Source organism: Rhizobium sp. RAF36, from assembly GCF_052114105.1.
Lineage (GTDB): Bacteria > Pseudomonadota > Alphaproteobacteria > Rhizobiales > Rhizobiaceae > Rhizobium.
Window position 1 is genome coordinate 331,585 of the sequence record NZ_JBFREC010000004.1, and the last position, 21,865, is coordinate 353,449.

General features: G+C 63.0%; 22 protein-coding genes. 16 read left to right on the forward strand and 6 right to left on the reverse strand.

The window, feature by feature from the left end:
* Position 1: 1 nt before the first annotated feature.
* From AB4Z25_RS16770 to minE, 4 genes are all read left to right on the forward strand, one after another.
* Complete coding sequence (locus tag AB4Z25_RS16770) at positions 2–940, forward strand: ABC transporter substrate-binding protein (protein ID WP_442208595.1); 939 nt, start codon at positions 2–4, stop codon at positions 938–940.
* 131 nt (positions 941–1,071) lie between these two features.
* A complete protein-coding gene (gene minC / locus AB4Z25_RS16775; protein ID WP_442208780.1) occupies positions 1,072–1,818 on the forward strand; it encodes a septum site-determining protein MinC in 747 nt (248 codons plus the stop codon).
* A 30-nt stretch (positions 1,819–1,848) separates the two neighbouring features.
* Positions 1,849–2,664, forward strand: coding sequence for a septum site-determining protein MinD (minD, locus tag AB4Z25_RS16780; RefSeq protein WP_112388598.1), 816 nt, complete (start codon positions 1,849–1,851; stop codon positions 2,662–2,664).
* Entirely contained in the window at positions 2,661–2,918 is a 258-nt protein-coding gene (gene minE / locus AB4Z25_RS16785; protein ID WP_112388597.1) for a cell division topological specificity factor MinE, read from the forward strand. Before minD ends, minE begins: the two co-directional genes overlap by 4 nt.
* On the opposite strand, the gene AB4Z25_RS16790 is transcribed toward minE, so the two are convergent.
* The 5 genes from AB4Z25_RS16790 to AB4Z25_RS16810 form a co-directional block, all read right to left on the reverse strand.
* The gene (locus tag AB4Z25_RS16790) at positions 2,915–4,156 is read right to left on the reverse strand and encodes an amidohydrolase family protein (RefSeq protein WP_442208596.1); all 1,242 of its coding nucleotides are present in this window, start codon (positions 4,154–4,156) and stop codon (positions 2,915–2,917) included. The two genes, minE and AB4Z25_RS16790, sit on opposite strands and share 4 nt — an antisense overlap.
* Positions 4,156–5,736: a gamma-glutamyltransferase family protein gene (locus AB4Z25_RS16795; RefSeq protein WP_442208597.1), complete on the reverse strand. Its 1,581-nt coding sequence runs from the start codon at positions 5,734–5,736 to the stop codon at positions 4,156–4,158. Before AB4Z25_RS16795 ends, AB4Z25_RS16790 begins: the two co-directional genes overlap by 1 nt.
* Positions 5,736–6,935 carry an amidohydrolase family protein gene (locus AB4Z25_RS16800; protein ID WP_442208598.1) on the reverse strand — a complete coding sequence of 400 codons (1,200 nt, stop codon included), beginning with the start codon at positions 6,933–6,935 and terminating at the stop codon, positions 5,736–5,738. Before AB4Z25_RS16800 ends, AB4Z25_RS16795 begins: the two co-directional genes overlap by 1 nt.
* A gap of 182 nt (positions 6,936–7,117) precedes the next feature.
* Entirely contained in the window at positions 7,118–7,816 is a 699-nt protein-coding gene (locus AB4Z25_RS16805; protein WP_442208599.1) for a GntR family transcriptional regulator, read from the reverse strand.
* Between the two features lie 144 nt (positions 7,817–7,960).
* Positions 7,961–10,522 (reverse strand): GcvT family protein, encoded by a 2,562-nt coding sequence (locus AB4Z25_RS16810; protein ID WP_442208600.1) that lies wholly within the window; start codon positions 10,520–10,522, stop codon positions 7,961–7,963.
* A 248-nt stretch (positions 10,523–10,770) separates the two neighbouring features.
* Here AB4Z25_RS16810 and AB4Z25_RS16815 point away from each other — a divergent pair, with 248 nt between their 5' ends.
* On the forward strand, positions 10,771–11,958 hold the full coding sequence (locus AB4Z25_RS16815) for an acetyl-CoA C-acyltransferase (protein ID WP_442208601.1): 1,188 nt from the start codon (positions 10,771–10,773) through the stop codon (positions 11,956–11,958).
* Between the two features lie 11 nt (positions 11,959–11,969).
* Entirely contained in the window at positions 11,970–13,097 is a 1,128-nt protein-coding gene (locus AB4Z25_RS16820; RefSeq protein ID WP_442208602.1) for an acyl-CoA dehydrogenase family protein, read from the forward strand.
* A gap of 24 nt (positions 13,098–13,121) precedes the next feature.
* Here the strand turns inward: AB4Z25_RS16820 and AB4Z25_RS16825 are convergent, their stop codons facing one another.
* Complete coding sequence (locus AB4Z25_RS16825; RefSeq protein WP_442208603.1) at positions 13,122–13,715, reverse strand: IMPACT family protein; 594 nt, start codon at positions 13,713–13,715, stop codon at positions 13,122–13,124.
* Positions 13,716–13,860: 145 nt separating this feature from the next.
* On the opposite strand from AB4Z25_RS16825, the gene AB4Z25_RS16830 reads away from it, so the two are divergent.
* The 10 genes from AB4Z25_RS16830 to AB4Z25_RS16875 all read left to right on the forward strand — a co-directional run bounded on the left by AB4Z25_RS16830 (position 13,861) and on the right by AB4Z25_RS16875 (position 21,719).
* The gene (locus AB4Z25_RS16830; protein ID WP_442208604.1) at positions 13,861–14,760 is read left to right on the forward strand and encodes an NUDIX hydrolase; all 900 of its coding nucleotides are present in this window, start codon (positions 13,861–13,863) and stop codon (positions 14,758–14,760) included.
* Positions 14,761–14,827: 67 nt separating this feature from the next.
* On the forward strand, positions 14,828–15,799 hold the full coding sequence (gene nadA, locus AB4Z25_RS16835) for a quinolinate synthase NadA (RefSeq protein ID WP_442208605.1): 972 nt from the start codon (positions 14,828–14,830) through the stop codon (positions 15,797–15,799).
* The gene (locus AB4Z25_RS16840) at positions 15,796–17,334 is read left to right on the forward strand and encodes an L-aspartate oxidase (RefSeq protein ID WP_442208606.1); all 1,539 of its coding nucleotides are present in this window, start codon (positions 15,796–15,798) and stop codon (positions 17,332–17,334) included. The genes nadA and AB4Z25_RS16840 overlap by 4 nt, the downstream gene beginning before the upstream one ends.
* The gene (gene nadC / locus AB4Z25_RS16845) at positions 17,312–18,193 is read left to right on the forward strand and encodes a carboxylating nicotinate-nucleotide diphosphorylase (protein ID WP_442208607.1); all 882 of its coding nucleotides are present in this window, start codon (positions 17,312–17,314) and stop codon (positions 18,191–18,193) included. Before AB4Z25_RS16840 ends, nadC begins: the two co-directional genes overlap by 23 nt.
* Positions 18,194–18,412: 219 nt before the next feature.
* Positions 18,413–19,255 (forward strand): alpha/beta fold hydrolase, encoded by an 843-nt coding sequence (locus AB4Z25_RS16850; RefSeq protein ID WP_442208608.1) that lies wholly within the window; start codon positions 18,413–18,415, stop codon positions 19,253–19,255.
* 225 nt (positions 19,256–19,480) lie between these two features.
* Positions 19,481–19,633 (forward strand): hypothetical protein, encoded by a 153-nt coding sequence (locus tag AB4Z25_RS16855; protein WP_310290866.1) that lies wholly within the window; start codon positions 19,481–19,483, stop codon positions 19,631–19,633.
* A 28-nt stretch (positions 19,634–19,661) separates the two neighbouring features.
* The gene (rpsU, locus tag AB4Z25_RS16860; RefSeq protein WP_112444127.1) at positions 19,662–19,898 is read left to right on the forward strand and encodes a 30S ribosomal protein S21; all 237 of its coding nucleotides are present in this window, start codon (positions 19,662–19,664) and stop codon (positions 19,896–19,898) included.
* 53 nt (positions 19,899–19,951) lie between these two features.
* The gene (locus tag AB4Z25_RS16865; protein WP_112388587.1) at positions 19,952–20,146 is read left to right on the forward strand and encodes a hypothetical protein; all 195 of its coding nucleotides are present in this window, start codon (positions 19,952–19,954) and stop codon (positions 20,144–20,146) included.
* Positions 20,147–20,304: 158 nt separating this feature from the next.
* Complete coding sequence (locus AB4Z25_RS16870; protein ID WP_112514601.1) at positions 20,305–20,451, forward strand: DUF1127 domain-containing protein; 147 nt, start codon at positions 20,305–20,307, stop codon at positions 20,449–20,451.
* 245 nt (positions 20,452–20,696) lie between these two features.
* A complete protein-coding gene (locus AB4Z25_RS16875; protein WP_112514603.1) occupies positions 20,697–21,719 on the forward strand; it encodes an LLM class flavin-dependent oxidoreductase in 1,023 nt (340 codons plus the stop codon).
* The last annotated feature ends 146 nt before the right edge of the window (positions 21,720–21,865 follow it).

Consider the following 21,865-nt stretch of genomic DNA (forward strand, 5'->3'; position numbering starts at 1 on the left):
CATGCTGCGTCTGATATCCGCCACCTTCCTCGCCCTTGCGGCGCTCGCTTCGCCGTCGCTTGCCAACGACAAGCTGACGGTGATGCTGGAATGGTTCGTCAACCCCGACCACGCACCGCTGGTCATCGCCGGGCAGAAGGGCCTGTTTGCCGCGCAAGGGCTCGATGTCGAGCTCATCCCGCCGGCCGATCCCTCGGCGGTGCCGCGGCTGATTTCCGCCAAGCAGGCTGATATCGGCATCCACTACCAGCCCAACCTCTACCTCGACCACGAAGCCGGATTGCCGCTGGTGCGCGTCGGCACGCTGGTCGAGACGCCGCTCAACACCGTCACCGTGCTTGCCGACGGGCCGATCAAGAGCCTTGCCGATTTGAAGGGCAAGAAGGTCGGCTTTTCCGTCACCGGCTTTGAAGACGCGATGCTGAAGCGGATGCTGGAAAATGCCGGTCTCACGAAAGAAGATGTCGAGCTGGTCAACGTCAATTTCGCCCTGTCGCCATCGCTGATCGCCGGCAAGGTCGATGCCAATGTCGGCGGCTTCCGCAATTTCGAGCTGACGCAGATGAAGCTTGAAGGCCATGAGGGCAAGGCATTCTTCCCGGAAGAAAATGGCGTGCCGCCTTATGACGAGCTGATCTTCGTCACCCATCGCGATTCGATCGCCGATCCGCGGCTGCCACGTTTCCTCGCGGCCGTCGAACAGGCCTCGATCTTCATCACCAATCACCCCGAGGACGCCTGGAAGCTGTTCGTCAAGGCCTATCCTGCTCTCGACGACGAACTGAACCGCACGGCCTTCTTCGATACGCTGCCGCGCTTCGCCAAGCGTCCCGCAGCGCTCGATACCGGCCGCTACCAGCGGTTCGGTGCCTTCATGCAGGAGATGGGTCTGGTGAAGACCGCACCTGCTGTTGCGGACCTCGCCGTCGAGGTAAAATAGGCCTGTGGCGGCCCTGCCACGGCGCCGTGCAAATACCCCCGGCCGTTAACTGAACGTTGCGGCCGGGGCCTCGCGTTAACTATTTGTTAACCACGAAGCAGCTACACCGAAGCAATCAAAAATTAACCAAGATTGCTAATGTGTTAACCGACGCGCGCTCCATCCGTATCAAAGGCCGTTCGTTCCTGGCGGTCGTTTTGACGCCCGATCTGCCCTTCGATGAATGGCTGGTCCGGCTCGACGATCTGGCCAAGCGTTCGGCAGGCTTTTTCCTGGGAAGGCCGGTTGTCCTCGATGTCGCCGACCTCCAGGCGAACCGGGCTCAGCTGAAGTCGATGATCGCTTCGCTTGGCGAACGCGGCGTCCGGATCATGGGCATCGAAGGCGCGCGGCCATCGCAGCTCGACGCCACCATGCCGCCGGGCATGAGCGGCGGTCGCCCGGCACCCGATGTCGATGTCGCCGACGTGCCGCAGGCAAAGGAGCCGACGCCGAAGGGCGAGGCGCAGGTGCAGGCCACCGCGCCCGTTCAGGTAACGCGCGCCACGTTGTCATCGATGGTTCTGCACGAGCCGGTGCGTTCGGGCCAGTCGATCATCTTCCCGGAAGGCGACGTGACGATCATCGGATCGGTCGCTTCGGGCGCCGAGATTATCGCCGGCGGCTCGATCCATATCTACGGCGCGCTTCGCGGCCGGGCGCTGGCAGGTTCGGTCGGCAACTCGTCGGCCCGGATTTTCTGCCGCAAGCTGGAAGCGGAACTGCTGGCGATCGACGGCATCTACAAGACGGCAGACGATCTGCCTGCCGAACTGCGCGGCCAGCCTGCGCAGCTCTGGCTCGAAAACGACGCGATCCTCGCATCGCGGCTGATTTAACGGACGAATGGTTAGGACAGGAGAGGGGATATGGGTAAAGTCATAGTTGTTACCTCGGGTAAGGGTGGCGTTGGCAAGACGACCTCTACGGCCGCACTCGGCGCCGCACTGGCGCAGCGCAACGAGAAGGTCGTCGTCGTCGATTTCGACGTCGGCCTGCGCAATCTCGATCTCGTGATGGGCGCCGAGCGCCGGGTCGTCTACGATCTGGTCAACGTTATCCAGGGCGATGCCAAGCTCTCGCAGGCGCTGATCCGCGACAAGCGGCTGGAAACGCTGTTCCTCCTGCCGGCCTCGCAGACGCGCGACAAGGATTGCCTGACCGCCGAGGGCGTCGAGCAGGTCATCAACGATCTGAAGCGCAATTTCGACTGGATCATCTGCGACAGCCCGGCCGGCATCGAACGCGGCGCGACGCTCGCCATGCGCCATGCCGACATCGCCGTCGTCGTCACCAACCCCGAGGTTTCCTCGGTTCGCGACTCTGACCGCATCATCGGCCTGCTCGATTCCAAGACGGCGAAGGCCGAAAACGGTGAGCGGATCGAAAAGCACCTGCTGCTGACCCGCTACGACGTGACCCGTGCCGAGCGTGGCGACATGCTGAAGGTCGATGACGTGCTGGAGATCCTCTCGATTCCGCTGCTCGGCATCATTCCGGAGAGCATGGACGTCCTGCGCGCTTCCAATATCGGTGCGCCGGTGACGCTTGCCGATCAGAACACGGCGCCGGCAAAGGCCTATTTCGAAGCCGCCCGCCGCCTGGCAGGCGAAGTGGTGCCGGTTACGGTACCTGGCGAGAAGCGCGGCCTGTTCGGCAAGATCTTCGGACGGAGGGCAGCATGAACGTGTTCAACTTCTTCCAGAAGAAAAAGTCCGCGCCTGTTGCCCGCGAGCGGCTGCAGCTTCTGCTCGCCCATGAGCGCATCACACCCGGGGCCGACCTGGTCTCGATCCTGCGCGAGGAAATCCTCGCGGTGATCGCCAGGCATGTGGAAATCGACGGCGACCGGCTGCAGGTGAAGATCGACCGCGGCGAGCATGTCTCGGTGCTGGAGATCGACGTCGAAATTCCGGCGAAGGCAGCGCAGGCGGCTTAAGCACGCAAGATGCTCGGCCTTGGTGCCTCGAAAGTCCTGCGCCCGCGTTTGCATCCAAAGATGACGCGGGCGTTTTCGCGGATCGCCTGTTCCCGGTCTATGCAATCGATCAGGATGATATCGGCCGGCGCGCCGATTTCGATCGGCTGCTCATCCCTGCCCATGATCCGCGCTGCCGAGGTGCTGATCATCTCGAAGGCCAGCTGCATGTCGCCGCGCCGCGAAAGCTGCGCGACATTGGCATAGAGATTGGCCATTCTCAGCAGCGACGCATCGCCATAGGGCGTGAAGGGATTGAGGATATTGTTGCTGGCGATCGAGGTCAGCACCCCCTCGGATGCCAGCAGATGGGCTGGTGCCACGCCGCGCGGCACCAGCCGGTCATGATCGCGGCCATTCAGAAAAAGATCGGTGGAGGGCAGGACCGTGACGGCAATGCCCGCAGCCTTCAATTGCCGTGCGAGCAACTGAACGTCGTCCGGCGACATCGCGGAGAGGCTCGTCATGTGGCCGAGCGAGACACGCCCCTGATAGCCGCGGCGCACCGTCTCTTCGATGACTGCGGGTAAATTGGTCTTTTCCGGCGAAAGATCGAAATCGAGATGGAAATCGACGGCCGTGCCATGCTTCTCCGCCAGATCGAAGATCATCCGGATCTGGCCCTGCGGATCGGGGTCGATATAGGGCGCTCCGCCGACGAGGTCGGCTCCATCCGAGAGCGCCGCGTCGAGCATTTCAAGCGTCTGCGGCTCGTTTGTCAGTCCGTCCTGTGCGAAGGCGCAGATCTCGATATCGATCGCGAAGGCATAGTCTTGGCGGATCTGCTTGATCGCCTCGAAGGAGCGCATGCCGGCGCGCGGATCGGTCTCGACGAAGGTTCGCATGCGCATCGTGCCGTTGACGATCGCCTTTTCGACGACGCGCGCTGCGCGGGCATAGACGTCCTGCTCGGTGAAATCGGCCTTGGCTTTCGCCGTTTCGCTGATCGCCTCTCCCAGCGTTCCCTCGCATATGCTGCAGCGATCGAGGATGCAGGCCTTGTCGAGATGAACGTGGCTATCGGTAAAACCGCGGCTGGCAAGAGCGCCCTGCGCATCCGTCGTCTCGATGGCCTCGCAGACGAGGTTCGCACCGATCGCGGCGATGCGCTCTCTGGCGATGCCGATATCGACAGGCCTATCGAAACGCTCGAGGCGCGCATTGCGGATCAGCAGATCGAAAACGGGCGTGCTCATCATCAGAGACCGATCGCCCCGCCATCGCTGCGCGGATCGTGCGCGCCGGTGATCGCCTTGTCATCACCGATGCAGATGATCCCGGCCTGGCCGCCGATCTGGCTGAGGGCATCGATGCTGCTGACCTCGTGGCCGAGCGCCCCCAATTTTTCCAGCACCGAAGCGCCGGCATTGGCTTCGATCTTCAGACTGTCCCTGGCGTCCGAGAAGGTTCGTCCGAGCAGGAAGCGCGGTTGCGACAGGGCAGCCAGCGGGTCGAGCCCATGGTCGATGAGCAGCGACAGCAGCAGCGCCAGCGTCTGCGGCTGACCGTCGGCGCCCTGCGTGCCATAAAGCAGACGCGGGCGGCCATCCTTCAGCGCCATGCCGGGGTTCAGCGTATAGAACGGGCGCTTGCCGGGTCTCAGATGGTTCGGGCTTGCCGGATCGAGGCTGAAAGCCGCACCGCGGTTCTGCCAGAGAATCCCGGTGTCACCGGCAACCACGCCGCTTCCCCAATCGAAATAGATACTCTGCAGCATCGAAACGCTGCGCCCTTCGGCATCGACGGCAGCCAGGAACGCCGTGTCGCCGTGCTTGTATGGCTGCGGCCATGGTATCGCATGGCCGGGGTCGATCACCTGCGCTTTCGCCGACAGCCACCCGGGCGCCAGCAGCCGCTGTGGGTCGATGGCGGCGAAGAGCGGATCGGCAATCGCTGGCCGGTCGAGAAAGGCCTGCTTCACCGCCTCGACGAGATGATGATAGAAATTCGCTTGCCGGTGATCGAAGCCGGCCATCGCGAACTCGCCAAGCACGCCCATAATGCCGAGCGTCGTGATGCCTTGCGTCGGCGGTGGCGGGGCGAACAGCGTCAGGCCGCGGTAGGGGAGAGACAGAGGTTCGCCGGCGATCGTCCGGGTGCTGGCGAGATCGCTGGCTGTTACCGGCGACCCCGCTTCGGCGAGGCCCAAGGCAATACGGCGGGCGAGGGCGCCTTCATAGAACTCTCGTGGACCGTTCTCTGCGATGGCGCGCAGCGTTGCCGCCAGGGCCGGCTGGCGCTGGATGCCGTCATCAGCAAAGAGCGCCGAAAATCCGGGCCACGACGCCAGTTCGCCCTTGCGGAATTGGTGCCAGAAGCGCTGCGAAGGGCTGACAGGAAAGCCGTTCTCGGCAAGCGCGATGGCATCGTCCAGAAGGGCGGCAAGCGTTTCACTCCCGCCCCATGCCGTACCCGAATGATCGAGCAGGTGTTCCCAGCTGTCGACCAGACAGGCGCTGGTCAGCACCGACAACGGACCGCGGAGCGGCATATCGGTCAGCGCCGGCAGATGTTCGGCCGCCTGCCCGATGCCAAGAAAGGTCGTGGCCTTGCCCGAGGCGTCGGCGATCATCCAGATCGCATCGCCGCCAAGGCCGCAGAAATGCGGATAGACGACGGACAGCGCAGCGCCCGCAGCGATGATCGCCTCGATCGCGTTGCCGCCGCGCTTCAGAACCTTTTCTCCCGCCTCCGCCGCAAGCCAGTGCGGTGCCGTCACCATCGCCGTCTGCGAGGTCGCGTTGAAGCTCTGGCTCTGGCGGCGTCCGGCGGCCGACATCAGCGGATCACCGCCCCGCCCTGGGCCACCAGCCGGCCAGCCTTGAACACCTTGCGGTTCTTCGGCACGCTAACGACGGCCTGCGGTATGTGTGGCGCCTCCAATGTCACGAAATCTGCTTTGGCGCCGATCTCAAGCCCGTAGCCTTCAAGGCGGAGCGCCTTGGCACCCGCGGCGGTGACGACATCGAAGGCCGCGGTGAGTTCATCGTCGTTGTAGAAGCCGGAGCGGTAGCCGATGATCTCGGCACGGCGCAGCATGTCGCCATCGCCATAGGGCCACCAGCTGTCGCGAATGTTGTCGCTGCCGCTGAAAACCGTCACGCCTGCTTTGCGCAGCAGCGCGACTGGCGGAAAATTGTGATTGCCCGGCGCATTGGTCATGATCGAGACGCCGCTTGCGGCAATCAGATCGGCAACCTTGCGTGCTGCGTCCGGCGCAAGATCACCAAGCCCGTATGCGTGGCTGACCGTGACGTGGCCGTCCATGCCAAGTGCGCTCGTGCGGGCGCAGATCTCCTCGATGGTGAAAAGCCCGAGCGTGCCGGCGTCATGCAGATGGATATCGATATCGACGCCGCGTTTCTCGGCAATGCCGAAGACGACGGCGAGGTGGGCGGTGACGTCGCGGTCGAAGCTTGCCGGATCGAGGCCGCCAATCAGGTCGGCGCCGAGGCCGATCGCGGCGTCGAGTAGCTCGGGGGTGCCGGGGCTCTTGAGGATACCGCTCTGCGGGAAGGCGACGAGCTGGATATCGATCAGATCGCGATACTCTTCGCGAACTTTCAGAATGGTCTCCAGCGACCTCAGACCGACCGAGCCGTCGACCATGACATGGCTGCGCATCGCCGTCGCGCCATTGGCGATGCAGAGATCGAGCTGGTTGCGCGCCCGCTCCGCCATCGGCGCGGCCTGCGCCATGTTTTCGGCCTGAAAAGCGACACGCTGGTGGACATCGAAGCCATTGGTGCAAGGCTTATGCGGGATCCAGGCGTCGCCATAGAAGCTGGTATCGAGATGAATATGACCTTCGACAAAGCCGGGCACGACGAGGGCGCCTTCGAGATCGACAGCCTCCACCGGTCCGGCCGCCTTTCCGGCAGGCTCCAGCGAAGCGATCCTGCCGGCGGCGACGCCAATGTTCTTCAGCGAACCGTCCGGCAGCCGGGCGTTGGTAAAGACGGTTTCGATATCAGCCATCGTGTTCTTCCTTGATCTTGAGCGCCGTACCATTCCTAGCAAGCCGAGTGCCAGATGCCGTGCGCGTGCGAATGATGCGGCTTCGCAGGGCATGGCCTATATTAGGTCCCGGACGCAGCCCCTACAACATGTCTACAGAAAAGACAAAATCATGTATACATGATTACAAAAGTGGCAGCGGCTTAAGAGCTTGTGTCGCCGCTATAGCGCGCAAGAATGCTGCCGAGATCCGGGTGGTCGTCGCCTTCGTTCGCAATCAGCGCCCGGGTCTCGACCGAGATCAGATGCTCGTCCATCAGGCGTTCGGCGGCCGTCGCATCGCCGGTCTTCAAGGCGGCGATCAGGGCGGAATGTTCGCTGATGGCGCATTCGCTGGAATGCGGGCGGCTGTACATCGCCAGGATCAGCGAGCAGCGCGAGACGAGTTCGAACAGGTAGCGTTCGAGAAGGGCGTTGCAGGAAAGCGTTGCGAGCTTCAGGTGAAACTCGCCGGCAAGCCGGGTGGAGAGGCGGGCGTCCCCCTTGGTATGTGCCTCTTCCTCCTCGCTCACATGGCTTCTGAGCGCTTTCTCGATGGCCGGCGACCAGCGCTTGATGACCGCCTTCATCGCCTCTCGTTCCAGCGCCCGGCGCACGGCAAACACATCGCGAGCCTCTTCAAGGCTGGGCTGGGCAACGGTCGCGGTGCGCTTGTGGTAGGTGTCGACAAGCCCCTGCGTCTGCAGTTTCGCCAGCACCGCGCGGACCAGCGTCCGGCTCATCGAAAAGTGCCTGCCGATCTCATCTTCCGGCAACTTCGTCCCGGCTTTCAGCGCCTGTTCGACGATGGCCCGGCGCAGCGCAAGAGTGGCGGTTTCGACGCGATCGGAATTGGAAGACATAGGGGCCTGCTGGTTGCGGATTCCTGTATACATTACTGCGCCTCTGCGCATACGGCAATCGCTTGGACCGGCCGTTCTGAAACGCAAAACCCGCCGCGTCATGAGACACGGCGGGTTCGGTTTCCGCCTTAAAATGCGCCGTTGTTAGCTGCGCGGCTTCAGGTTCTCGGCGTCATAGAGCGGCTTGTAGCCGACGCCCGCCACTTCAACTGGATAGGTTTCGGCGAAATATTCGACATTCAGCTTGCGCCCGACCTGGCAATATTCCCAGGGCAGGTAGGCAAGCGCGATGTTCTTGCCGATTGTCGGGCCGAAGGCGACTGAGGTCGTGTAGGAGCGGCGGCCGAGTTCGTCGATCAGCACCTTGCCGGTCTCCGGATCCATGACCGGCATGGATCCAACGGGGTAGCGCTTGACGCCTGACTTGTCGGTATTTTCGGTCATGACAAGGGTGCAGAGCATGGCCGGCTGGTGATCGCGGGCCTTGTACTCGAGGTGCTTGGCCTTGCCGCGGAAATCGGCTTCCTTGACCTTCGGACGCGCCAGATCGCTTTCGATCAGGTTGTACTGGGTCAGAAGGTCGGCATTCTGCAGGCGCAGGCTCTTTTCCATGCGGCGCGAGTTTGCATAGGTTTCGACGCCGAAGGCCATGACGCCTGTCGAGCGGAGGGCATCCCAGACGGCAAGACCGTCCTCGTATTTCATGTGCAGTTCCCAGCCCTGCTCGCCGACATAGGAGATGCGGAATGCGGTCACCGTCTTGCCGGCGATTTCGATCGGCTTGATGGCGGCGAAGGCGAAGTTTTCGGCATCGAGGCCCGAAGGATCGGCAACCACCTTCTTCAGCGTCTCGCGGGCATTCGGGCCCCAGATGCCGACGGTGATGTACTTCTCCGCGACGTCGGTGATGGTGACATCGAGGCCGCGGTCCTGCGCAACGCGCTTCATGTAGTGGAAGTCGCGCGGGCCGGCATCGGCGCCGTTGATCAGACGGCAGCGGTCGGCCATGCGGATGACGGTGAAGTCGGCGCGAACCATGCCCTCGTCGTCGAGGAAGTGGGTGTAGATGCCCTTGCCGATATTGGCGTCGCCACCGATCTTGGCGGCGCAGAGCCATTCGAGGAGCTCGACGTGATCAGGCCCTTCGATATCGACCATGTGGAAATGGCTCAGATTGACGATGCCGCAATCCTCGCTCATCGCCAGATGCTCGGCATTTGAGACGCGCCAGAAGTGGCGGCTGTCCCATTCGTTTTCGCGGACCGGAACGCGGTCGCCATACTTTTCCAGAAGGTGCTCGTTGGCGGCGTAGCCGTGTGCACGCTCCCAGCCGCCAAGCTCCATGAAGTAGCCGCCGAGTTCCTTTTCGCGCTCGTAGAAGGGCGAGCGCTTGGCGTTGCGGCCGGATGCGTAGGGCTCCCGGGTGTGGACGGCCGGGAAATAGATCTTCTGGGCAGCTTCGTAGCAGCGTCCCTCGATGAATTCTTCGGTCAGCTGGTGCGGATAGAAGCGGGCATAGTCGATCGAGTTGTGGTCGATCTCGGTGCGGCCATCGGTCATCCAGTCGGCGATCAGCTTGCCGTAGCCCGGACCGTCCTTGACCCAGATAGCGACGCAATACCAGAGACCGCGAACCTTCTGGCTTTCGCCGCAGGAGGCGCCGCCGCCGGCCGAAACCTGCAGCAGACCGTTGAAGGAGTGGCCTTCGTTGTAGCCGAGTTCGCCCAGGATCGGCGTCAGTTCCATGGCGCGCTCGAGCGGCTCGATGATCTGTTCCATTTCCAGGTCGCGCTGTGACGGCGAAAGGCGTGCTTCGTGCTTTTCGAGCAGGTCGCGCGGATGGCACATGCGCGGATTGGTGGTCTCGTAATAGCCCCACTCGATCTGGCCGCCTTCGGTGGTCGCCGGGTCACCGGTGTCGCGCATATAGGCGGAGTTGCCCTGGTCGCGCAGCAGCGGGAAGCCGATTTCCTTGCCGGTGCCTTCGAATTCGTTATAGGGGCCGAAGAAGGTCAGCGGGTGATCGACCGGCATCACCGGCAGGTCTTCGCCGACCATTTCAGCGATCAGGCGGCCCCAGAGGCCGGCGCAGACGATGACGTGATCGGCCATGATCGTGCCGCGATGGGTGACGACGCCCTTGATGCGGCCGCCTTCAACGATCAGCGACTTCGCCGGCGTATTGCCGAACATCTTCAGCTTGCCGGACTTTTCGGCCGCATCGACAAGCTTGCCGGCAACCGTCTGCGAGCGCGGGATGACGAGGCCGGCATCCGGATCGAACATGCCGCCCTGAACCTGATCTTCCTCGATCAGCGGGAACATTTCCTTGATCTCGGAGGGCGAGACGTAGCGGGCGTTGGTGCCGAAGGCCTTGGCGGAGCTCAGCTTACGCTTGATCTCTTCCATCCAGGTGTCGTCGCCGGTGCGGGCAACTTCCAGACCGCCGATACGGGCGTAGTGGCCCATCTTCTCGTAGAAATCGATGGAGTACTGCGTGGTCCAGACGCTGAGATAGTCGTGGCTGGTGGTGTAACAGAAGTCGGAGGCGTGTGCCGTCGATCCGATATCGGTCGGGATGCCCGATTTGTCGATGCCGACGATGTCGTCCCAGCCGCGCTCGATCAGGTGATGAGCGATCGAGGCGCCGACGATGCCGCCGAGACCGATGATTACGACTTTAGCCTTGCTTGGAAATTCCGCCATCACTTGAACCCTTGAATCTTGGTGCGCCGAATCTAGTACAGGCCGAAACGGCACTACAGTCGATCCACGACAATAAGATGTAGCGATCCGCCAAGGGGCTTGTCTATTCGAGACGCGAACCCGCTGGCTCTTTTGCGACATCTCTGCACGATGCAATGGCATTTGTTTCGAAGAGCGATATGTTGAACGAAGCGCCACCCGGCGGGCGGCGCGTGATGCATGAGTTCAGGCAGGGAGGAGCCCTTCTCATGAAATCCGATGATCCGGTCGTCGTCGTCAGCATGGCGCGTACGCCGATGGGTGCCTTTCAGGGCGACTTCAAGGATGTCAGTGCAAGCGAGCTTGGCTCGGCGGCCATCCGTGCCGCGATCGCGCGCGGCGGCGTACAGGCAGAGGATATCGGCGAGGCGCAGATGGGCTGCGTCCTGCCTGCCGGGCAGGGGCAGGCCCCGGCGCGCCAGGCCGCCCTTGGCGCCGGTCTGCCCTATGCCTGCGGCGCGGTGACCGTCAACAAGGTTTGCGGCTCGGGCATGAAGGCGGCGATGATCGGCCACGACGAGATTGTCTCCGGGAGCCAGAGCGTCGTCATCGCGGGCGGCATGGAAAGCATGACCAATGCTCCCTATCTGCTGAAGCGCGCCAGAAGCGGCTATCGCATGGGGCACGGCACGATCCTCGACCACATGTTTCTCGACGGTCTTGAGGACGCCTACGACAAGGGCCGGTCGATGGGTGCCTTTGCAGAGGAATGTGCAGAGGCCTATCAATTCACCCGCGCGGCGCAGGATGCCTACGCCGTTTCCTCTCTCGACAAGGCGAAGCGGGCCGTCGATGGCGGGCTCTTCGATGCCGAGACGGTGACGATTGAGGTGAAGTCGGGAAAGGCGAGCCGCGACGTCCATCGCGACGAACAGCCGGGCAAGGCCGATCCGGCGCGTATTCCCTCTCTGAAGCCCGCTTTTCGTGACGACGGAACGGTGACGGCAGCAAGCTCGGCCTCGATCTCGGATGGCGCCGCCGCATTGCTGCTGATGCGCCGCTCGGAAGCGGAACGGCGCGGGCTTTCGCCGATTGCCGTGATTGCCGGGCACGCGACGCATTCGCAGGCGCCGCGCCTGTTTACCACCGCACCTGTCGGCGCGCTGCAGCAGCTTTCGGAGCGGACCGGCTGGGCGCTCTCCAGCGTTGATCTCTTCGAGATCAACGAAGCCTTCGCTGTCGTGCCGATGGCGGCCATGCACGATCTCGGCCTGCCGGCTGAAAAGATCAACATCCATGGCGGCGCCTGCGCGCTCGGCCATCCGATCGGCGCCTCCGGCGCCCGCATCATCGTCACGCTGCTGGCGGCGATGCAGCGCCACGATCTGAAGCGCGGCATGGCCTCTCTCTGTCTCGGCGGTGGCGAGGCGACAGCCATGGCTTTCGAGCGGATCTGAGGGAGGCGCCCATGCTGCTCAACGAGACACAGATCCAGATCCGCGACATGGCGCGTGCCTTCGCGCAGGAGCGGCTGGCGCCGGGTGCTGCCCGCCGCGATAAGGAGCATCTTTTCCCGCGTGACGAACTGCGCGAGATGGGCGAGCTCGGTCTGCTGGGCATGCTGGTTTCCGAGGACTATGGTGGTTCGGATACCGGGGCGGTGGCCTATGCGCTGGCGATCGAGGAAATCGCTGCCGCCGATGGCGCCTGCTCGACGATCACAAGCGTGCACAGCTCGGTCGGCTGCGTCCCGATCCTGCGGTTTGGCAGCGATGCCCAGAGGCGTACGTTCCTGCCGAAGTTGGCATCGGGTGAATGGATCGGCGGTTTCGCGCTGACCGAACCGCAGGCCGGCTCCGATGCCGCCAACCTGAGAACAAAGGCGGTGCGCGATGGAGACTTCTATGTTCTCGACGGTACCAAGCAGTTCATTACGTCAGGCAAGAATGGCAACCTGATCATCGTCTTTGCGGTCACCGATCCTTCGGCGGGAAAGAAGGGCATCACTGCCTTCATCGTGCCGACCGATACGCCGGGATACGAAGTCGTGCGGGTCGAGGACAAGCTCGGGCTGCATGCCTCCGATACCTGCCAGATCGCCTTTACCGGCATGCGAATAACGGCGGACCAGCGGCTGGGTGGGGAAGGCGAGGGATACCGGATCGCGCTTGCCAATCTCGAAGGCGGCCGCATCGGCATCGCCGCCCAGGCCGTCGGCATGGCGCGCGCGGCGCTCGAAGCGGCGCGAGATTATGCCCGTGAGCGCATCACCTTCGGCAAGCCGATCGCCGAGCATCAGGCCATTGCCTTCCGGCTGGCGGAGATGGCGACCAAGATCGAAGCGGCGCGTCAGCTGGTGCTGCATGCCGCAGCGCTCAAGGAAGCCGGCGAGCCCTGTCTCTCCGAAGCATCGATGGCCAAGCTCTTCGCATCCGAGATGGCTGAGAGCGTCTGCTCCGCGGCGCTGCAGATCCATGGCGGCTATGGCTATATGTCCGACTATCCGGTCGAGCGGATCTATCGCGATGTCCGCATCTGCCAGATCTACGAGGGGACCAGCGACGTGCAGAAGATGGTGATCGCCAGAAACCTGTGACGGCTGCTGCCGCGCAAGCTAAGCCTAGCCGCCGTCGTCGAGCTTCAGGACTGCGCGGCCGCGGGTCAGGTTGGTGACCAGCAGGATGGCTTCGGCGGCGTGTATTTCTGGGATTTCGAGTAGCAGCAGGCATCCCTCGTGATCGAACTGCTCGCCTGTAATCCGCGCCATGACCTGCGACGTCAGTTTCGAGCGAACCATCTCTAATTCCTGGAAATTCAGGTGCACGGTGCCGGTGACGGCAGGAATTGTCTCTTCCAGCGCCGCTTCTCTGAGGCAGGCCGCGGCCGTGCCGCCATAGGCGCGCACCAGACCGCCGGCGCCGAGCAGTACGCCGCCGAACCAGCGGGTGACGATGACGAGCGTCCTGTCGAGCTGGCGCCCTTCCATCACCTGGAAGATCGGCTTTCCGGCGGTGCCCGAGGGCTCGCCGTCGTCGCTGAAGCGATAGACGTTGCCGATCCGCCAGGCGTAGCAATTGTGGTTTGCCGAGGGATCGGAATGTTCGGCGAGTGCAGCCTTGACGGCGGCTTCGCTATCGACAGGAATGGCGACAGCGCGAAACCGGCTCTTTTTAATCACCTGCTCGGCGGCGATCTGGTCTTTCAGGACGAACATGCTGGCTGCCGGATCTGGTGCGTTGGACAGTCCGCCTCATAGCGCAAATGCGCTGCCGCCTCCAGCGTTGCGCAGCTTGCGGTTGGCGAAGCGGCGCGGCTGTGCCACAAGGGCTGACGGTGGCTGATAATCCAGGGGAATCAACGTGACGATCGGGCTCGCTCATGCCGAACTCATGGCCGTGGTGACGGCTGTGACAAAGGACGAGCCGCGCGTCATGACCGTGCGCGCCGGCGAGGCGTTGCCGTCCGGCCCCTTCGAGCTCGGACACCGGACACTGCAGAGCGGCCTGCGCGAATGGATCCAGGAGCAGACCGGCCACCCGATCGGCTATCTTGAGCAGCTCTACACGTTTGCGGATCGTGACCGGAACAACGAAATCCTCGGCGGACGGACGATATCGATCAGCTATCTCGGCCTGGTGCGCGAACAGGATGCGCCGGGTGCGGGTCGTCCGGCCTGGCATGGATGGTACGAATATCTTCCCTGGGAGGACCATCGCCAGGGGCGGCCGGAGGTGCTGGCCGAGGTGATGCAGAAGCTGCGGCTGTGGGCCGATGCCGATCCGATCAGACGCGATCAGCGTCACAAGCGGGCCGATTTCACCTTCGGGCTGGATGGCGGCGGCTGGAACGAGGATCTGACGCTGCAGCGCTACGAGCTGCTCTACGAAGCCGGCTTGCTAGTCGAGGCCGGTGTCGAAGGGGTGAATTTCGGGCGCCCGATGTTTGCCGATCACCGGCGGATTCTGGCGACCGGCGTCGCGCGGCTGCGCGCCAAGATCAAATACCGGCCTGTCGTCTTCGAACTGATGCCCGAAAGCTTCACGCTGCTGCAACTGCAGCGCACCGTCGAGGCGCTGGCCGGGCTAGGGCTCCACAAACAGAATTTCCGCCGGTTGATCGAGCAGCAGGAACTGGTTGAGGAAACCGGCGAAATGACCAGCGAAACCGGCGGACGTCCAGCCAAGCTCTTCCGCTTCCGTCCGACGGTGGTCGAAGAGCGCGCTCTCTCGGGAACGAAACTGCCTCTCTCCCGCAATTGACATATGCTCATTATGAGAATATCTGTTTGCTCTGTTAATGCTCAGTTTGAGCATAAAGGAGATCGCCATGAGCCGCCCCGTATCAGCAGCGTCCCTCTATGATCGCGTCAGCCGCGTCATTCCCAAAGCCGAATGGATGTCGTTCGAAGACGATGTCGAGGCCATCCTCGAACTCAAGCGCAAGCGCAATGCCGTCATCCTGGCGCATAACTATCAGACGCCGGAGATCTTTCACGGCGTTGCCGATATCGTCGGCGACAGTCTGGCGCTGGCGCGCAAGGCCATCGATGTCGATGCCGACGTCATCGTTCTTGCCGGGGTGCATTTCATGGCCGAGACGGCAAAGCTGCTCAATCCGGCAAAGACCGTGCTGATCCCCGACATGGCGGCGGGCTGTTCGCTGGCGGATTCGATCACGCCCGAAGACATCGCCCTGCTGCGCCAGGCCCATCCCGGCGTCCCCGTCATCACCTATGTCAACACGTCAGCCGCGGTGAAGGCGGCGTCCGATATCTGCTGCACGTCGGGCAACGCCAAGCAGGTCGTGGAGTCGCTCGGCGTCCCCCGGGTGTTGATGATCCCCGACGAATACCTGGCGCGCAACGTCGCCCGGGAAACCAATGTCGAGATCATCGCCTGGCATGGGCATTGCGAGGTGCACGAGCTGTTTTCGGCCGATGACGTCAGGCAGTTGCGCGAAAATCATCCTGGCGTCACCGTCCTTGCGCATCCCGAATGCCCGCCCGATGTGGTGGCGGAAGCGGATTTTGCTGGATCGACGGCTGTGATGTCCGACTATGTCAGCGCAAGGAAGCCGGCGCGCGTGGTTCTGCTGACCGAATGCTCGATGAGCGACAACGTCGCGGTGCATCATCCCGACGTCGAGTTTATCCGTCCCTGCAATCTCTGCCCGCATATGAAGCGGATCACGCTCTCCAATATCCGCACCGCGCTGGAAGAAAACCGCCATGAGGTGATCGTGGATGCTGGCGTTGCCGTCGCGGCGCGGCGGGCGGTGGAGAGGATGCTGGCGATATGATCGAGATCCTCGACCATCTCTCTGGCCGTCCCGTGATCGTCGGCAGCGGTCTTGCCGGGCTGATCGCCGCCTTGACGCTGTCGCCGGAGCCCTCCGTTCTCGTCACCCGCAGTACGCTGGGGGCCGAAACATCGAGCGCCTGGGCGCAGGGCGGCATTGCCGCCAGCGTCGGCGCCGATGACAGCCCGAGCCTGCATCTTGCCGATACGCTGGCTGCCGGTGACGGTCTGTGTGACGCCGAGGCCGCTGCGGACATTCTCGGCGACGCATCCGAGGTCATCCGGGTTCTGCAACGCCTTGGCGTCGTCTTCGACAGGAACGGCGATGGTGCGCTTTCCCTTGGCCTGGAGGCTGCCCATTCCCGCCGCCGCATCGTCCATGCCGGTGGCGACGGATCGGGAGCGGCGATCATCCGCGCACTCACGGCTGCCGTCCGCGCCGATCCGGCAATCACGGTGATCGAAGGCGCCGAAGCGCGCCGGGTTCTCACAGAAGACGGAGTCGTCTGCGGCCTCCTTTGTGCGGGACCAGCTGGCGGCATTGTCCTGTCCTCGTCGCGCGTCCTGCTGTCGACCGGCGGGATCGGCGGGCTTTACGAGGCGACCACCAATCCGGCCGGAAACTTTGGCCAGGGCGTTGCGCTTGCGGCGCGCGCCGGGGCATTTCTTGCCGATATGGAATTCGTGCAGTTCCATCCGACGGCGCTCGACAGCCGCCGCCGCCCGCTGGCGCTCGTCAGCGAAGCGGTGCGCGGCGAGGGGGCCGAGCTTGTCAACGAGCGAGGTGAGCGGTTCATGGCCAGCGTGCCGGGCGCCGAACTGGCGCCGCGCGATATCGTGGCCCGCGCCATCAGCGCCGAGATCGCCCGCGGCGGACGTGTGTTCCTCGATGCCCGCCGAACGCTCGGGACGCGGTTCGGCGCGCGCTTTCCCGCGATCGCCGCCCTTTGTCATGAGGCCGGTATCGATCCGGGCAGCGCGCCGATCCCGGTTCGCCCGGCGGTTCATTATCATATGGGCGGCATTGCCACGGATCGCGGCGGCCGCACCAGCGTGCCCGGACTTTGGGTGGCAGGCGAGGCAGCATCGACCGGCCTTCACGGTGCAAACCGGCTGGCAAGCAACTCGCTGTTCGAAGCGGCGGTGATGGGCATGCGTGCCGCCCGCGATATGGCTTCATCGGCAATCAAGGCGAGCCTCGGGGCGGTTCCCGCCTTGCCGCCGGACCCCGAAACAAGCCTGGTCCGGCCGATCGTCTCGCGCCATCTCGGGGTTCTGCGCAATGCAGGCGCGATCCATGGCGCGATCGCATCACTATTGCCTCTGGCGGAAAGCGAAGGTCCGGCCTCCGATCCCGCGATCGTGGCGCTTTCCATTGCCGTCTTTGCGAGCCTGCGCCAGGAATCACGCGGGGCGCATGCGCGGACCGATTTCCCGCTGCGTCAGGGCGTTGCACGCAGGCGGATGATGACGCTTGCCGAGGTGCTGGCGATCGCCCGCGCCGCCGCCTCCCATGACTTTGCAAGGAGTGCCTGAGATGAGCCTCGTTCCCCTGCCGCGCCTGATCATCGAACCGTTGGTCCGGGCAGCTCTTGCCGAAGATCTCGGTCTTGCCGGTGATATCACCTCGGCTGCCGTCATTCCCGCGGACCACCGCTCCACGGTCGTCATGGCTGCGCGGCAGCCGGGTATCATTGCCGGTCTGGATGCGGCCGAGCTTTCCTTTCAGCTCGTCGATCCCGCGATCGTCATGGAGCGGCACCCGCAGGACGGCATGGCGGTCAAGTCCGGTGACGTGATCGCAACGATATCAGGCCCGTCGCGGGGACTTTTGACCGGCGAGCGCACGGCGCTGAATTTTCTCTCGCATCTCTCGGGGATCGCCACGGTAACCGCTTCGATTGCTGAGGCGATCTCCGGAACGAAGGCCTCGGTTGCCTGCACGCGCAAGACGACTCCGGGGCTTCGGGCGCTGGAAAAATATGCGGTGAGGGCGGGCGGCGGCATGAACCATCGTTTCGCGCTCTATGACGCCGTGCTGATCAAGGACAACCATATCGCCATCGCAGGCAGCATCCGCGAGGCGTTGCGCCGAGCCAAATCTGCTGCCGGGCACATGGTCAAGATCGAGATCGAGGTGGATACGCTCGATCAGCTTCGCGAGGTGATGGACGAGGGCGTGGATGCCGTGCTTCTCGACAACATGCAGCCGGCCATGCTGCGCCAGGCCGTCGATATCGTTGCCGGCCGGGCGATCACCGAAGCCTCGGGGCGCATCACGCCGGCGACCGCGGCTGACATCGCTGCATCAGGCGTCGATCTGATCTCCGTCGGCTGGATAACGCATAGCGCACCGATCCTCGATATCGGTCTCGATTTCAAAAGCGTGAACTGATTGCGGGATCCCGTCCCGTCTCCATTCACCTACCTATAGAGCTGCTCGTGCAGCCTCGCTGCCGTTCGCGAAATCCAACCTTGATGTCTTCGCAGTCATCCGGGATGATGGCGCCGCGCGCGGGTAGGGACATTCGTTTGCGCGACATTTTCAGCTGCCATAACTCCATTTCGCTTGCCCTTTCGACAATCAACCCCGAACGACAGAGGACGACCGATCATGACCAATCATTTCGTCACGACCAAAGACGGCGTGCAGATTTTCTACAAGGACTGGGGTCCGAAGGATGCCCAGCCGATCGTGTTCCATCACGGCTGGCCGCTTTCGGCCGATGACTGGGACAACCAGATGCTGTTCTTCCTTCATCACGGCTATCGCGTCATCGCCCATGACCGGCGCGGCCACGGACGCTCCGCGCAGGTGAGTGAAGGTCACGACATGGATCACTACGCGGCCGACGCGTCCGCCGTGGTCGAACATCACGATCTGAAGAATTCCGTTCATATAGGCCATTCCACCGGTGGCGGACAGGTCGCGCGCTATGTCGCCAAATTCGGCGAGCCGCAGGGCCGCGTTGCCAAGGCCGTGCTTGTTAGCGCCGTACCGCCGCTGATGGTCAAGACCCCGGCCAATCCTGGCGGCCTGCCGCTCGAAGTTTTTGACGGCTTCCGCAAGGCGCTTGCCGACAACCGCGCCCAGTTCTTCCTCGATGTTCCGGCTGGCCCGTTCTACGGTTACAACCGTCCGGGCGCGGCGGTGTCGGATGGCGTGATCCGCAACTGGTGGCGTCAGGGCATGATGGGCAGCGCCAAGGCACATTACGAAGGTATCAAGGCCTTCTCGGAAACCGACCAGACCGAAGACCTGAAAAACATCTCGGTGCCGACTTTGGTGCTGCATGGCGATGATGACCAGATCGTGCCGATCGGCGCATCCGCATATGAATCGATCAAGCTTCTGAAGAACGGCACGCTGAAGGTCTACAAGGGCTTTCCGCATGGCATGCTGACGACCCATGCCGACATCCTGAATGCCGATCTGCTGGCCTTCATCAAAGGCTGATCGCTGAAAAACCATAGCCGCTGCGACCGCTTTTGTGCCGCAGCGGTCTTTCCGCGGTGGGTGCCGATGCTCTGCCCGGTCGCTGGCCCGCCTTGCAATACGGCGCCTCTCACCCTATCTTTCCGTCATCACTCACATAATAAACCGCGCATGACCGGCTCGAAAGCCGGTCGCCGGCGTTTTTGCCGGGCTGTGCCGGCCGCCAACGGCGGCAAAGGATTTCATTTGAATAAGACGAATACCGCGATTGCGCCTGCCGCGGCAGCGCCGCGCAAGCGCGAAGAGGCCGTGAAACGGCCCACCAAGAATTGGAAGCCCGATCCCTGCCTGCTGACGCGGCGGGAACTGAAGGCGATCATTGCCAGGCAGCTGGGCTGAGACATCACAAACGAAGAAGGAGAAGACCATGCAGGTTCTGGTCAGAGACAACAATGTCGAGCAGGCGCTTCGTGTGCTGAAGAAGAAATTGCAGAAGGAAGGCGTCTTTCGCGAGATGAAGGAACGCCGCGCCTACGAAAAGCCCTCGGAACGCCGGGTTCGCGAGCACGCGCAGGCCGTGTCCCGCCACCGCAAGGCTGCCCGCAAGCAGCTGCAGCGCGAAGGTCTCCTGCCTGCTGCAAAACGCAAAGTATCGGCACGGTAACGATCGCGCCGCCGGACTGCGGTCCGCCGGACGGGACATGAAAGGGTTGTGCGATGGAAGAACTTTACAGCTTGAATGTTTCGGACGAGAGACTTGAGGATTGCCGCGATGTGATCGAGCCCGATCTTCAGGATCTGATCCGCGCGGCGATCGCCTCGGGGTTCACGGCGGAAGAGGTGCTGATTTCGATCAGCGAGCTCGTGGCGGAAGATTTCGCCTTTGCGGTCAGGACACCAAGTGTTCATTAATTGCCCGCCAGATGGGCAAGCTATGCATCGTGCGCAATGCTGTCCAGATGTCTTAGCGCTGCAAATCCCGACCGGCTTAGATTATATATTTCTCATCGAAGCGAACGGAGCGCCGATTGGGGCAGCAGGGTTCGCAAAGCCCACGGAAGGGGACCGAGATGAACGTAGCACGCTCTTTCAATAACTGGCGCAAGTACCGTCAGACCGTTGCAGAACTGGGTCGCATGACGAACCGCGAACTGCACGACCTCGGCATCGACCGCGGTGATATCCGCTCGGTCGCACGCTCTGCAGCCGGCCGCTAATCGGCCCGCGAAATCTTCAGAATTTCTATCGGAAACGCCGGTTCATTCGAGCCGGCGTTTTTGTTTGTCCGTTTTTCCAGCGTCCCGCCTCATGCATGGCAGATCTGCGATTGCTGCGAATGCTCATAGCAGAGGCATGATGCGAGGCGCGCCGGAAGCGACACTCTGTTCAATGGCGCGCGGCTATATTCCGGCGCGCCGGCGTGGCAAGACAGCGGCAACGAAACCTTGCGGATGACAGCATCATGAAAAAGATCGGTTTTCTCTCATTCGGGCACTGGACGCCCTCCCCGCAATCGCAAACCCGCACGGCAGGCGACACACTGTTGCAGTCGATCGACCTGGCGGTGGCCGCCGAGGAGCTCGGCGCCGACGGCGCCTATTTCCGCGTACACCACTTTGCCCGCCAGCTGGCATCGCCATTTCCGCTTCTGGCGGCAGTCGGCGCGAAGACCAGGCGGATCGAGATCGGTACCGCGGTCATCGACATGCGCTACGAAAACCCGCTCTATATGGCCGAAGATGCCGGAGCGGCGGACCTGATCTCCGGCGGCCGCCTGCAGCTCGGCATCAGCCGTGGCTCGCCCGAGCAGGTCATCGATGGCTACCGCTATTTCGGCTATGCCCCGGCTGAGGGCGAGAGCGATGCCGATATGGGCCGCCGCCACACAGAGGTGTTTCTGGACGTGCTGCGCGGAGAGGGCTTTGCTGAGCCCAATCCGCGGCCGATGTTTCCGAACCCGCCTGGCCTCCTGCGCCTCGAACCGCATTCCGAGGGCCTGCGTGAGCGTATCTGGTGGGGATCGAGCTCCAATGCGACCTCCATCTGGGCTGCCAAGCTCGGCATGAACCTGCAGAGCTCGACGCTGAAGACCGACGAGAGCGGCAAGCCGTTCCATATCCAGCAGGCCGAACAGATCCGCATCTATCGCGAGGCCTGGAAGGAAGCAGGGCATGCGCGCGAGCCGCGGGTCTCCGTCAGCCGCAGCATCTTCGCGCTGATGAACGATATGGACCGCGCCTATTTCGGCGCCAGCGGCAACAGCCAGGACCAGATAGGCAACATCGATCCACAGACGCAGGCGATCTTCGGCCGCTCCTATGCAGCCGAACCAGACCGGCTGATCGCACAACTGAAACAGGACGAGGCGATCGCCGAGGCCGACACGCTGCTGCTGACCGTGCCGAACCAGCTGGGTGTCGACTACAACGCGCATGTGATCGAGAGCATCCTCAAGCACGTCGCCCCGGCGCTCGGCTGGCGGTAACGCTCGAAATTGGCATCCCCGTATTTGCGGGCATGTCAAGACCTCTCCGAAATCCGATGTTGCGACAATGTTTCCGCGTGACAGAAACTCGATGCAACAATATACAGTCAATGCGGGAGCCTCGTCCCGCATTGGCCCTGTATCGA